The following is a 12,042-nucleotide window of genomic DNA, read 5'->3' as shown; positions in this document are numbered from 1 at the left end:
TATGTCAGTTTTAGAAATGAAAGTTCCTTCACCGGGCGAATCAATCACAGAAGTTGAAATCGCAACTTGGCTTGTAAAAGATGGTGATTATGTAGAAAAAGATCAACCTATCGCTGAAGTAGATTCAGATAAAGCAACGCTTGAATTGCCAGCAGAACAAAGTGGTATTATCACTTTAAAAGCGGAAGAAGGTGATGTAGTACAAGTAGGTCAGGTAGTTTGTTTAATTGATATGGATGCTGCAAAACCAGAAGGTGCTGCACCTGCTGCTGAGGCTCCAAAACAAGAAGAAGCTCCAAAAGCTGCTGAGCCAGTAAAACAGGAAGCTCCAAAACCAGCGGCTCCGGTTGCTGCTCCGCAAACTTACGCTACAGGAGCTCCATCTCCGGCTGCTAAGAAAATCCTTGACGAGAAAGGGATGGATGCAGGACAGGTTTCTGGTACAGGAAGAGACGGTAGAATCACTAAAACTGATGCTGAATTAGCTGCCGTTCCTGCTCTAGGTGGAAGCCCTCTTACTGCAACAGGTTCAAGATCTACAACAACAACAAAACTTTCAGTTTTAAGAAGAAAAATCGCTCAAAGATTGGTTTCTGTAAAGAACGAAACTGCGATGTTAACTACTTTCAACGAAGTGGATATGTCTGAAATCTTCAGATTAAGAAAACAATATAAAGAAGAATTTGCTCAGAAGCACGGAGTAGGACTTGGTTTCATGTCTTTCTTTACAAAAGCGGTTACAAGAGCATTAGCAATGTATCCGGATGTAAATGCATCTATCGACGGAGACTTCAAAATAAACTATGACTTCTGCGATATTTCAATCGCTGTGTCTGGTCCTAAAGGATTAATGGTTCCTGTATTGAGAAATGCAGAAAACATGTCTTTCAGTTCAGTTGAAGCAAACATCAAAGATCTTGCTATAAAAGTAAGAGACGGTAAAATTACTGTTGATGAAATGACTGGTGGTACTTTCACTATTACAAACGGTGGTACTTTCGGATCTATGCTATCTACACCAATCATCAACCCTCCACAATCTGCTATCTTAGGAATGCACAACATTATCCAGAGACCAGTTGCAGTTGACGGACAGGTAGTAATCAGACCAATGATGTATGTTGCAATGTCTTATGACCACAGAATTATCGACGGAAAAGAGTCTGTAGGATTCCTTGTAGCGGTAAAAGAAGGTATCGACAACCCTGTTGAAGTATTAATGGGTGGTGACGAAAGAAAAGGCCTTGGATTATAATTTTAATAAATTTATAATATAATTATATAATCTCGCCTCAAAAAGGCGAGATTTTTGTATCTATTAAGAAAATACTACAATGATGTTTTCAAAAATGACTTCCAATATCAAAGTTTCAGTTATACCTGAATATGATAGTAAAAACAGTTATCCTTCCGAAAACCGTTATGTTTTTAAATACAATATTACTATAGAAAATGACGGAAGCTTTCCTATAAAAGTATTGAAAAGAAAATGGTTAATCTTCGATGTCGGATTTGGATATACAGAGATTATTGGTGATGGCGTAATCGGCCTGACCCCGGAAATAGGAACCCATGAAAATTTCGCTTACTTTTCTAATGTAATGCTTCGCTCCGGCGTTGGCAATATGAGCGGAAAATACCTGGTTAAAAACATGGAAACGCAGGAAACTTTTGAAATAGACATTCCGAAGTTCAACCTGCTGTCTGAAGTGTTGAGTAATTAATATTCCTACAAAGTAAAAATATAGGATTTCGATTACTTATTTTGGAAAATATTGAGAATAAAATTATAGATACAGAATAAAGAACCCGGGTTCAATATTCTGTGCTATTAAAGCTTCTTGATTTTTGCTTTCATATACTCCTGCACTTCATCATTACTGGTGAGGAAGAGTTTCTCAAATGCCAGCAAAGATATCTTGGCACATACTTCTGCATCGGCTCCGGCTCGGTGATGATTGAACTCTATCTGATGGTATTCTGCAAGCGGTTTTAAGCCATATTTTGGGAGATAATTCCAGGATTTTTTAGCCAGCTGAATACTGCACAAATAATTTAAATTGGGTGTAAACATTCCATAATGTTGTAGACATCCTCGCAATACAGAAGCATCAAAACCAGCATTGTGGGCAATCATAAGGCTTCCGTACATCATTTCCTGAGCTTCATACCATATTTCATCAAAAGTGGGTGCATCTTTCACATCTTCAGGATGAATACCATGTACAGCTATATTAAACTTATTGAAATAAGGAAAACTCGGAGGTTTAATAAGCCACGTTTTTGTTTCTACAATTTTAGAATCCTGTACTACACAAATACCCATCTCACACGCAGAACTTTTCTCGTGAGTGGCCGTTTCAAAATCTATTGCGCAGAAATCCATTGTTTTAAATTATAAGTTGTTGTGAGTTCTTGGGTTTACTGTTTCAGATTAAGTCTAGGGTTTATTGAAGTATGAAATTTATTCTAACAGGCCTTGGGCTATAATAAATAAAGAGAGTTGTCGTTTTTCTTAATCCCTGCAACCTACTATCCGCTATCTGACTACTGCCTGCCTCCTAAAAAATGCTTAAATATTAACCATTTAGATTGGTAGAAAACCTTTTTTTGATTTTTCTGACGGCGTTTCCATGTTCCCGGAAGTTGTCCGTAGAATCCGAAATGGGCTCTTACTACGGCCCAGAGGTGTGGGAAACCGTTTTTAAATCCGAAATAAATCCCTGCAACCCCATCCAGGCAAAGTCTGAAAAAGATCAGCCAGATCAGTTGGGGGAAAGGAAGATTCTTAAGCATCATCGAAAGGTTATTTCTGATGTTTAAATAAGTCTTCTGTGCACTCTGTTTATTGAGTGTTCCGCCTCCTACATGATACACTGTCGATTTTCCGGTATAGAAAACCTTTTTTCCGGAATTGATCAGCCTCCAACATAAATCAATTTCTTCCTGATGAGCAAAAAAACGTTCATCAAAACCATTTTGTTCCCTGAAATCTTTTGAACGGATAAAAAAACAGCAGCCTGATGCCCAGAATATTTCTGTTTCATCATTATATTGCCCTTTATCTTCTTCCAGATCATCAAAAATTCTTCCACGGCAGTAAGGGTATCCGAGATTATCAATCAAGCCACCGGCTGCTCCTGCAAATTCAAAATAGTTCTTCCGGTCGTAAGATAAGATTTTGGGTTGTACGGCAACAATATCTTTATTTTTTTCGAATAACTCTATCACAGGATCTATCCAGTTTTCAGTAACTTCTACATCAGAATTAAGAAGACAGTAATATTCATTATTTATGCTTTTTAACCCTTCATTATAACCTCCTGCAAATCCATAGTTTTTATCGTTTTTAATGACTTTTACCGTGGGAAAGTTTTTGTCTATAAATGCTACAGAATCATCGGTAGAAAGATTGTCTATGACATAAATATCTGCATTCTGAGAAAACTGAACTACACTTGGAAGAAATTTTTCAAGCCAGTTTTTCCCATTCCAGTTTAAGATGGCGACAGCCAGTTTTTTCTGCATGTAAAACTATTTTTTTTCAGAATCAAAATTTTTGATAGAATTTTGGTACTTCCATTTTCTGTGAGACCAAAGGTAGTTGTCCGGATGTTTGTGTAGAGTATTTTCCAGAAGCTTATGAAACTTTCTTACCACTTCATTTTCTACAAACTTTTCACCGTCAGGATATATTCTGTGATAATTGACCTGATAATACCCTCTTTTTACCTTTTTCATTTCGCAATAGATGAAAACAAGGTCCATTCTTGTCGCCAGCTTATCATATCCTATAAAAGCAGGAGTTCTTTGGTTCAAAAACTCTAATCCGTACGTGACGTGGGCAAAGTGAGGAGTCTGATCGGCCACAAACATATAAGCCGAATCGCCGTTATTTTTAGATCTGAAAATATTTAAAATAACTTCATTCGCTTCCAGAGCTTCATTTCCAAATTTATTTCGGACTTTCTTCATCTGGTTCTCCCAAAAATCATTATTTACCTTTCTATATACAGGGTGGCAGTGTGCCTGAGGTATAATTGTAGCCAGGGCATTGATCCATTCCCAATTGAAAACGTGTCCTGCAAGTAAGATAATGTTTTTACCTTCTGCTTTGGCTTCGTGAAACAAATGCTGATTGATGTGCTGCATCCTGACTCTGGATTCCTTCTCAGAAATGCTGAAAGATTTGATGGTTTCTAGCAGATAATCCGAAAAATTGAGATAGAATTTTTTTCTGATCTCTTTTATTTCTTCTTCCGACTTGTCTGGAAATGAGTTTTTTAGGTTTTGGGTGATGACCTCTTTTCTGTATCCTACAATATAGTAGTTCAGAAAGAAGATAACATCCGAAAAAATATACAATATTTTAAGCGGAAGCTTGGAGATCAGATATAATATTTTGATTAGGAAATTCATAAAACACGCAAATTTAGTGATAATAAAATTATGGTTCTATTTTTGCAGGGGGATATATATTATTTTTTTTACTTTTATGTTATGAAAAAATTGACAATATTAGCTTTACTGGGACTAGGTACATTTGCTTTTTCTCAGAATGTGAAGAACGCGCCAGATAATGGAAAGAAGAAAACAGCTTTAATAGTACCAACTAACCAGACAGAGCTGGATGCAAAGAAAAAGGCTGCTGAGGAAAAAGCTAAGCTTCCTAAGCCTTATAATCCGAAAGCTGATGCTCAGGCAGATATCAATAAATTGGTAGCCCAAGCAAAGAAGGAAGGCAAGAATATTATTATTCAGGCTGGTGGAAACTGGTGTATATGGTGTCTTCGTTTTAATAACTTTGTACAATCTACCCCAGAATTGAAGGAAATTGTAGACAAAAACTATTTATATTATCATCTGAACTTTTCTCCTGAGAATAAAAACGAGAAAGTTTTTGCTCAATATATCAATGTTAAAGAACAGCAATCTTATCCTTTCTTTATTATTTTAGATAAAGATGGTAAAAAGATCCATGTTCAACAAAGTGAGATTTTAGAAGATGGGAAAGGATATAGTAAAGAAAAAGTAAAGGAATTCTTACAAAAAGGAAAAATATGATTAAAAAATAGGACCTTTCCAAATAAAGAAAGGTCTTATTTTTACAATATTATGTACAATTTTCAACACGTATACCTCCTTTTGCGTTAGCATCATAACATGCAGCTCCACCAGAATATTGAATGCATGAAGAACAAGAGCTTATAAAAACTATACCTCCATCAGAACAAGAAGATGTACAAGATTTTCCTCCAGAAATTGATTTTAAATTTTCACGAGATAACTTTTTAAAATTTTTCATAATGTAATTTTTTGTATTAATAATTGTAATACTACAAAATAAATTTTAAAATTCTCCATTTCGGGATTAATTACATAAGCTTCTTAATCCAGTTTAATTTTTTTTCAGAATAAGGTGGATATTTAATGTTAGGTTCACCCCACGTTGCTTTTTCGTGAATTGGTTTCAGGTGCGAAAAAGCTTCAAAACCATATTTACCATGGTAGTTTCCCATTCCGGAGTGTCCAACTCCGCCAAATGGAAGATTATCATTTCCTAAGTGCATGATAGTATCATTGATGCATCCGCCGCCAAAAGAAAGTTTTTGGGTGAAAGCTTCTTTTTCTTCGGAATTGTTCGTGAATAGATAGGCAGCAAGAGGTTTTTCGTGTTCCAAAACTGCATTTAAAGCGATATTATAATTTGTAAAGCTGATAACAGGGAGAATAGGTCCAAAAATTTCCTCCTGCATAATAGAATCCTGCCAATCCACATGGTGAAGAATGGTAGGTTCTATATATAATTTTTCCTCATTACTGTTGCCTCCAAAATATATCTTTTCCGTGTCAATACGTTGTGTCAAACGATGGAAATTTCTTTGGTTGATGATTCTTGTGTATTGTTCAGAATCCTGATCGTATTTGAAATTCTGAATATATTTTCTGAGCATTTCCAGAAATTGTTCCTGTACAGTTTCTTCTACCAGTAAATAATCGGGAGCGACACAGGTTTGTCCGGCGTTGAGAAATTTTCCCCATACAATTCTCCTGGCTGCAACCTCAAGATTGGCATCTTTGGTGACGATAGCCGGAGATTTTCCGCCCAGCTCAAGAACTACGGGAGTGAGGTGTTCTGCTGCTGCTTTATAGACAATTTTCCCAACTTTTGTACTTCCGGTGAAGAATATTTTATCAAATCTTAGTTTTAAAATTTCTGTGGTCTCATCAATACCGCCTTCATATACATAAACATAGTCGGATGGAAAATGACTGTTGATCATTTCCGACATGGCCTTCATTGTATGCCCCGCAATTTCACTGGGTTTCAGAATGCAGCAGTTTCCGGCAGCGATAGCCGCAATAAGAGGAGACAGGGATAGTTGATAAGGGTAATTCCATGCTCCAATAACCAGAGTGCAACCCAATGGTTCTGGATAGATTCTGCTTTTCCCAGGCAAATTAACAAGATTGGTTCTAACTTTTCTAGGTTTTGAAAGTGATTTTAAGTTTTTTAAATAATAATCAATATCATGAAGAACGAAAGAGAGTTCTGTTGTAAGCGTATCAAACTTTGATTTTCCAAAATCTTTATGAATAGCTTCATAAAGTTTGTTCTCATGATCAATGATCAGATTTCTCAGCTTTTCAAGATACATTTTACGAAATGTAAGGCTTTTGGTTTGCTGGGTTTTGAAGAAATCTTTCTGGCTCTGTACAATTCTTTCAATTTCCATAGATGAGATTTTGTATTAAACGTTGATATTCAGAATATATTGGTATTAAAAAAATTATTAACAATAACTATGCAATTGCATCAATTATAGGGCAATAAAGTTGTGGTATATTAATAAGATGAAAAATATTGTAAAATTCATTGTTTGGTGATAAAAATATTGTAATTTTAATAGTATAAAATTTTTGAGAATGAGAAAATTTCTTTCTTTATTTCCTTTATTCTTTTGCTATTTCAGCTATGCGCAATGTACGAATTGCGGTGTAACAAATCCCACAGATCCCAATTATCATTTTCCGGACAATACAACGGTTTGTTTTACAACCAACACGGTCCTTAATAATCCTACTTTTGGGTCGAACAGTAAAATTTGTATTGCCTCTGGCGCTACACTTGAGTTTCAGAATAATGTAGGAGGGGTGAATAATGCTCCGGTCTTTTTTGAAGTGCATGGGACTCTTAATTTTAATCAGGCGACAACCAGTGTCGCGGATCTTGATATTCATGTTTACAATACCGGAAATATAACAGTAGGAGGTGGTAACGGTAATATTACAATTGATGGGCAGGTGAATAAAATTGTGAATGAAGGACTTATTGAAGTAGGTGTTTTACAATTTGGAGATAATACGAATAATACAGTTGATAACTTCGGAAACCTCAATATTAATGGAAATTTGAATATGAGCAGTTCTGCGGTTACTTTATTTAAAAATGAAGGAGGAGGACTTATTTCCATTACTGGAAATTACACCAATAGTGAGCAGAGTGTATATGTAAACTGTGGAACGATCGTATCGGGGAGCGGATTTAATATCAATGGAGGTAAAATTATCAATACAGGTTTCTTTACAGTGGGAGGCGATATCAATCTTTCAGGAAATACCAGCGAGATTTATAATTATGGACTTTTTACGTCTACAGGGAATATGAATAATGCCCCTTCGGATGCTGTAATTTATAATGAAGGAGAACTGGCGATTAACCAGTTTCAGGGTGGAAATGCAGCTATTCAGGGACCTTCTTCTTCCAGCAAGAAAGGGTATGTTGTATTGCAAAACCCTATTCAGGTAGGTAATGTGGCGATTGGCCCTAACCTGGATTTAAGAAGAGCCTCGGGAGCTTCTGATGCAGGAACAGTTTTTATGAATAGTAACCCAACTTTTCTGACGAATGTTACTTATGATTGCGCTTCTACAGGAACTTGTAGCGCTCCGCTGGTAATCAACCCTGGATTTTGTGCTGCCATCAATGGAGATCTTCCTCCAATGGCTGTAGATGATACTTACACAATAGCGCCGGGAAGTTCTTCCACAGGAATCGTTCTTGATAATGATTTTGAAACCTTTGGCGGGCCACAGGCTACACTTTCCAATGTGATTCTCTCTCAGGTTTCTACTTCTAACCCCAATATTACACTGAATACTTCTGACGGACATATACAAGTGGCTCCAGGAACGCCACCGGGAAATTATACTTTAGTGTATCAGATTTGTCAGACAGCTTCTCCTTCCAATTGTGATACGGCAACAGTAACCGTTACGATTCAGGGAGCAGTTCCTTGCTATAAACCCGCTGTTACTTCAGGAACGGTACTTTCTTCGGATTTTGGAATTACCTCATTAGGAAGGGCTCAAAATGGAGCTAATAACTGGCCGGGAGTACGTAAAGGAGCATGGGCTGTAGTGGAATCCAAAACGAAAGGTTTTGTGATCAACAGGCTTACTGATGTTCAGGTTGCAGGAATTCCGGCAGCAGATCTTAAGGAAGGAATGATGATCTATAATACGACACAAAACTGTCTGCAAGTGAATATTGATGGGACAGCAACGGGTTGGAAGTGTTTCAATACGCAAACGTGTCCGGATTAATTTATACTGAAAGATTATGAAAAAAATAGTTTTAATAATAGCTGTAGTTGCTTCCGGCGGCTTTTGGGCTCAGGTTGCAGTAGGGAAGACTGTATTGGAATCATCTTCCTCATCTTTGGAATTCGGCAACGGAAACAGAGGTTTTGTTCTTCCTTGGGTAACAGATACTTTGGGAGTTCAGAATCCGGTGAATGGAACCTTGATTTTTGATACCTCAGATAAAAAGGTAAAAGTATATCAGAATAACCTTTGGAAAGACCTTTCAATAGATTTGTCGGGAGTTGCAGATACCAGTCTTCAGGATGCTTTGGCAGACAATCCTAATGCGAAAGTTTCTGTAGGCACTCCATCAGCGGTTCCTGGAATATTGGTATTGGAAGACAATAACAAAGCCATGATTCTTCCTAAAGTTGCTTCTCCTCATTTGAACATTATTTCACCTGCGGCAGGAATGATGGTGTATGATACCAATAAAAAGCAACTTGTCGTTTTTAATGGAAGTGTTTGGACGTTCTGGGGAGAATAATTCTTACATAATATTTCTTACCGCTATTTTTACAGGGTGATAAAGTAATAAAAGAAGAGCAGTAATCAAGGCTAACCAAAAGAGACCTGTGAAGATTTCCATATTGGAAAGGAGTATAGACTGTGCCGTTATTTTAGCTTTAAAAGCGCCTGCCGTTATTGATAATGATTCATTTACGGGAAGTTTTGAAATACTCGCGCCAAAAATCTGGTTCCACTGGCTGTAAAAAACGGGATTGGTATCCGTAAGATTGAAACTCAGAGTATCGGAATGTTTTAAGGTTAAGAATAACATAAGATTCTGCATTAGAGCATATCCGATGGCTGTAGTCCAGAAACGGGTTGTGGTTCCTAAAGCGGTAGCATTGGCTACATATTCTTCCGGCATTCCGGAAATCAGAAAGAAAACCAATGGTGTAAACAATAATCCTTGCGCTACTCCCTGCAAAAACAAAGGAGGGCAAATCGTAGAAAGAGTAGTGTCTGGATAGAAAGTATAGGTAAACCAGGCACAATCTATAGCCAGTAAAAGAAATCCTGTAAAAAAGACAATTCTTGAAGAAACTCCTTTCACCAGGCATATTCCGGATAAAAAGATACCTAACAGAGTTCCTGCAACATTCCAGTACTGGATGTTCACAATATAATCCCATGGCCATTTCCATACAGTGGCCATGATGCTGTAAACGTTGTTCAGTCCTGATCGGATCAGGTAGAAAATAAAGAATAAAATCATTCCCGCGATCACATTTTTAGAACTGAAAACTTCAAAGTGAAAAAGGGGCCTTTTAGAATTCCTTTGCTTCAACATAAATAATCCTCCGGAAAGAAGAAAGACGAAAAGACACATGATAATAGTATCAGACTCGAGCCACATCAGGCGTTTACCGTAAATGATGGCATAGCCGCCTGCCTGAAGACATACCCAAAGTAAGAACCAACTGGTAATGTCCAGTTGATACAAAGGTTTTTTAGGGAAAAATCTGTTTCTGTTGAAAATGGTAATCCCAATAATCAGTACAAAAACATGAAAGTACACCATCATTAGAACCATGTGCTGAAAATCATAATTTTCGATACTGGATTTTAATAATGATGTGGTGATGGTTCCTCCTGTCAGCATAATTGTATACATAAGAAGATAAGAGAATACCTTAGCATGCTTTGTTTTGAGTTCTGCTATGATTAAAGGCAGGAAGATTGCTCCTTCCAACAATCCAAAAATACCTTCTAAGAACCGAATCACCAAAATGACATGATAATCGTTGGTAACAGCCAGAATATAGAGGATAATTACAGAGACGGAAGCCATCAGCAGCACATAATATTTCACACTGAAGTAAGCCATAAACCGCTGTAAAACTAAAAGGGTAACCACAAATGTCCCATACATCAAAATCATTAAGTATTGGATGTCATCTGAATCTACATCCATAAAAGAAGATGTGAAGGCGCTGTTTGAATGCAAAAGCGACAACAACATCAAATGGGGAAACAGAGCCAGCGTAAGAAGCGGCAGTTTCAGCCATTGTGGTACCCATTTATGATAAACTGTATTGTGTTGCATAGTGTTGTAAACATTAAGCCAAGAAATCTGACAAGCAGTTTCTTGTTCATGCTCAATTTAAAAAATGCGAAAAGACAAAAGAGCAAAGGTGTAAATGTAAAAGGTAAAATGACAAATGTGCGTAAGAAAAAATTCTGCAGATTTGTTATTTTGCGGTTTTGCCTTTTCGCTAAAAAAATAATTTAATCGTAAAATCTGAAACATGTTGATTGAAGGTAATTTTGTACTCTAAAACTCTAAAACTCTAAAACTCTAAAACTCTAAAACCCAAATTCCTTCCCATCCTCAAACTTATATCTTCTTGGCGCTCACCAGAACGTTCATTCCGGAAAGCAGCTTTTCGTTGTCTTTCTTGTTGTCCAGAATAATTTTTACGGGAAATCTCTGTTCAATTTTCACGAAGTTTCCTGTTGCGTTATCTGGTTTTACCAATGAAAACTGAGATCCTGAGGCGGGAGAAACAGAAAGGATTTTTCCTTTAAATTCAGTTCCCGGATAAGCATCTGCTGTGATGGTTACCTCCTGTTTCTGATCAATCTGTCCCAGTTGCGTTTCTTTATAATTGGCAATGATCCATTTTTCTTTGCTTACGATTTGTACCAAAGCCTGACCTTCTTTGATCAACTGACCTTCCTGAATTGTTTTTTTGCCTACCCAGCCATCATAAGGTGCTGTAATAATCGTATATGAAAGGAAGAGTTTAGCATTGTTCAGATTGGCAGAACTTTGCTGAATCTGGCTTTTTACCGGAGCAACCTTCGTATGCTGTTCACTGGCTCCTGCTTTTACGGCATTTTTTTGCTGTTCCAATGCCATAAGATTGGCTTTAGACTGCTCATAAGAAGCTTTTATATTTTCAAATTCCTGTTCTGTAGCAGCGTCTTCCGAAAGAAGGTTTTTATATCTTTTGAAATCCTGCTCTGTTCTCCAGATATCAATTCTTGCAGAGGCAATTTTAGCATCTATAATCTTGGTATCGCTTTCTTTGGTATTCACCCCGCTTTCAATAGTAGCAATGGTTGCTGTATTGGCATTAAGACTGGCTTCGGCCATGTGTACTTGGTTTACATATTCTCTGTTGTCTATAACAATCAGCGTATCGCCTTTATGTACAAATTGGTTCTCATTAAATCGTATGGTTTTAATGAACCCTGAGACTTTACTGGATACCGGGGTGATATACTGTTCGATCTGCGCATCATTAGTGGTGACATTACTTCTTGAAAAAAGATAAAAACTTACCATTCCCGTGATTCCGCTGATGATGAGAATCCAGGCCAGTAAAGTAATCGTTTTGTTTATTCTTTTTTCCTTTTGTGTCAGTTGTTTCTGTGCCATGGTTT

General features: G+C 37.0%; 12 protein-coding genes. 5 read left to right on the top strand and 7 right to left on the bottom strand.

Annotation, left to right across the window (positions count from 1 at the left end; translation table 11 throughout):
* Position 1 precedes the first annotated feature (1 nt).
* Positions 2–1,255 (top strand): 2-oxoglutarate dehydrogenase complex dihydrolipoyllysine-residue succinyltransferase, encoded by a 1,254-nt coding sequence (odhB, locus tag ACQ76T_RS07945; RefSeq protein ID WP_431342774.1) that lies wholly within the window; start codon positions 2–4, stop codon positions 1,253–1,255.
* A gap of 79 nt (positions 1,256–1,334) precedes the next feature.
* Positions 1,335–1,724 carry a Co2+/Mg2+ efflux protein ApaG gene (apaG, locus tag ACQ76T_RS07940; RefSeq protein WP_422692566.1) on the top strand — a complete coding sequence of 130 codons (390 nt, stop codon included), beginning with the start codon at positions 1,335–1,337 and terminating at the stop codon, positions 1,722–1,724.
* 107 nt (positions 1,725–1,831) lie between these two features.
* Here apaG and ACQ76T_RS07935 read toward each other — a convergent pair whose 3' ends face one another.
* The 3 genes from ACQ76T_RS07935 to ACQ76T_RS07925 form a co-directional block, all read right to left on the bottom strand.
* Complete coding sequence (locus ACQ76T_RS07935) at positions 1,832–2,386, bottom strand: 3'-5' exonuclease (protein WP_431342773.1); 555 nt, start codon at positions 2,384–2,386, stop codon at positions 1,832–1,834.
* A 161-nt stretch (positions 2,387–2,547) separates the two neighbouring features.
* The gene (locus ACQ76T_RS07930) at positions 2,548–3,528 is read right to left on the bottom strand and encodes a glycosyltransferase family 2 protein (protein ID WP_431342772.1); all 981 of its coding nucleotides are present in this window, start codon (positions 3,526–3,528) and stop codon (positions 2,548–2,550) included.
* A gap of 6 nt (positions 3,529–3,534) precedes the next feature.
* A complete protein-coding gene (locus tag ACQ76T_RS07925) occupies positions 3,535–4,419 on the bottom strand; it encodes a lysophospholipid acyltransferase family protein (protein WP_431342771.1) in 885 nt (294 codons plus the stop codon).
* 81 nt (positions 4,420–4,500) lie between these two features.
* Here ACQ76T_RS07925 and ACQ76T_RS07920 point away from each other — a divergent pair, with 81 nt between their 5' ends.
* Positions 4,501–5,064 carry a thioredoxin family protein gene (locus tag ACQ76T_RS07920; protein ID WP_431342770.1) on the top strand — a complete coding sequence of 188 codons (564 nt, stop codon included), beginning with the start codon at positions 4,501–4,503 and terminating at the stop codon, positions 5,062–5,064.
* A 49-nt stretch (positions 5,065–5,113) separates the two neighbouring features.
* On the opposite strand, the gene ACQ76T_RS07915 is transcribed toward ACQ76T_RS07920, so the two are convergent.
* Positions 5,114–5,305: a bacteriocin-like protein gene (locus ACQ76T_RS07915; protein ID WP_431342769.1), complete on the bottom strand. Its 192-nt coding sequence runs from the start codon at positions 5,303–5,305 to the stop codon at positions 5,114–5,116.
* Between the two features lie 70 nt (positions 5,306–5,375).
* Positions 5,376–6,737, bottom strand: a complete 1,362-nt coding sequence (locus tag ACQ76T_RS07910) for an aldehyde dehydrogenase (RefSeq protein WP_431342768.1) — start codon at positions 6,735–6,737, stop codon at positions 5,376–5,378.
* A 190-nt stretch (positions 6,738–6,927) separates the two neighbouring features.
* On the opposite strand from ACQ76T_RS07910, the gene ACQ76T_RS07905 reads away from it, so the two are divergent.
* Together ACQ76T_RS07905 and ACQ76T_RS07900 are read left to right on the top strand one after the other, a co-directional pair.
* Positions 6,928–8,607, top strand: a complete 1,680-nt coding sequence (locus ACQ76T_RS07905) for an Ig-like domain-containing protein (RefSeq protein WP_431342767.1) — start codon at positions 6,928–6,930, stop codon at positions 8,605–8,607.
* 16 nt (positions 8,608–8,623) lie between these two features.
* Positions 8,624–9,133: a hypothetical protein gene (locus ACQ76T_RS07900; RefSeq protein ID WP_431342766.1), complete on the top strand. Its 510-nt coding sequence runs from the start codon at positions 8,624–8,626 to the stop codon at positions 9,131–9,133.
* A gap of 3 nt (positions 9,134–9,136) precedes the next feature.
* Here ACQ76T_RS07900 and ACQ76T_RS07895 read toward each other — a convergent pair whose 3' ends face one another.
* Together ACQ76T_RS07895 and ACQ76T_RS07890 are read right to left on the bottom strand one after the other, a co-directional pair.
* Positions 9,137–10,699: an MFS transporter gene (locus tag ACQ76T_RS07895; protein ID WP_431342765.1), complete on the bottom strand. Its 1,563-nt coding sequence runs from the start codon at positions 10,697–10,699 to the stop codon at positions 9,137–9,139.
* Positions 10,700–10,990: 291 nt separating this feature from the next.
* Complete coding sequence (locus tag ACQ76T_RS07890) at positions 10,991–12,037, bottom strand: HlyD family secretion protein (RefSeq protein ID WP_431342764.1); 1,047 nt, start codon at positions 12,035–12,037, stop codon at positions 10,991–10,993.
* Between the last annotated feature and the right edge of the window lie 5 nt (positions 12,038–12,042).

Source organism: Chryseobacterium sp. JK1 (assembly GCF_050632815.1).
In the GTDB taxonomy this organism is placed as follows: domain Bacteria; phylum Bacteroidota; class Bacteroidia; order Flavobacteriales; family Weeksellaceae; genus Chryseobacterium.
The sequence above is the reverse complement of the archived record's forward strand: the minus strand, read 5'-3'. Positions and strand labels throughout refer to the sequence as shown.

What these genes read in the sequence shown, in the direction of transcription:
- ACQ76T_RS07895 (WP_431342765.1), bottom strand. Translation starts at nt 10,699, where the DNA reads ATGCAACACAATACAGTTTATCATAAATGGGTACCACAATGGCTGAAA.
- ACQ76T_RS07925 (WP_431342771.1), bottom strand. Translation starts at nt 4,419, where the DNA reads ATGAATTTCCTAATCAAAATATTATATCTGATCTCCAAGCTTCCGCTT.
- ACQ76T_RS07920 (WP_431342770.1), top strand. Translation starts at nt 4,501, where the DNA reads ATGAAAAAATTGACAATATTAGCTTTACTGGGACTAGGTACATTTGCT.
- ACQ76T_RS07910 (WP_431342768.1), bottom strand. Translation starts at nt 6,737, where the DNA reads ATGGAAATTGAAAGAATTGTACAGAGCCAGAAAGATTTCTTCAAAACC.
- ACQ76T_RS07930 (WP_431342772.1), bottom strand. Translation starts at nt 3,528, where the DNA reads ATGCAGAAAAAACTGGCTGTCGCCATCTTAAACTGGAATGGGAAAAAC.
- ACQ76T_RS07890 (WP_431342764.1), bottom strand. Translation starts at nt 12,037, where the DNA reads ATGGCACAGAAACAACTGACACAAAAGGAAAAAAGAATAAACAAAACG.
- ACQ76T_RS07915 (WP_431342769.1), bottom strand. Translation starts at nt 5,305, where the DNA reads ATGAAAAATTTTAAAAAGTTATCTCGTGAAAATTTAAAATCAATTTCT.
- ACQ76T_RS07900 (WP_431342766.1), top strand. Translation starts at nt 8,624, where the DNA reads ATGAAAAAAATAGTTTTAATAATAGCTGTAGTTGCTTCCGGCGGCTTT.
- ACQ76T_RS07935 (WP_431342773.1), bottom strand. Translation starts at nt 2,386, where the DNA reads ATGGATTTCTGCGCAATAGATTTTGAAACGGCCACTCACGAGAAAAGT.
- ACQ76T_RS07905 (WP_431342767.1), top strand. Translation starts at nt 6,928, where the DNA reads ATGAGAAAATTTCTTTCTTTATTTCCTTTATTCTTTTGCTATTTCAGC.
- odhB (WP_431342774.1), top strand. Translation starts at nt 2, where the DNA reads ATGTCAGTTTTAGAAATGAAAGTTCCTTCACCGGGCGAATCAATCACA.
- apaG (WP_422692566.1), top strand. Translation starts at nt 1,335, where the DNA reads ATGATGTTTTCAAAAATGACTTCCAATATCAAAGTTTCAGTTATACCT.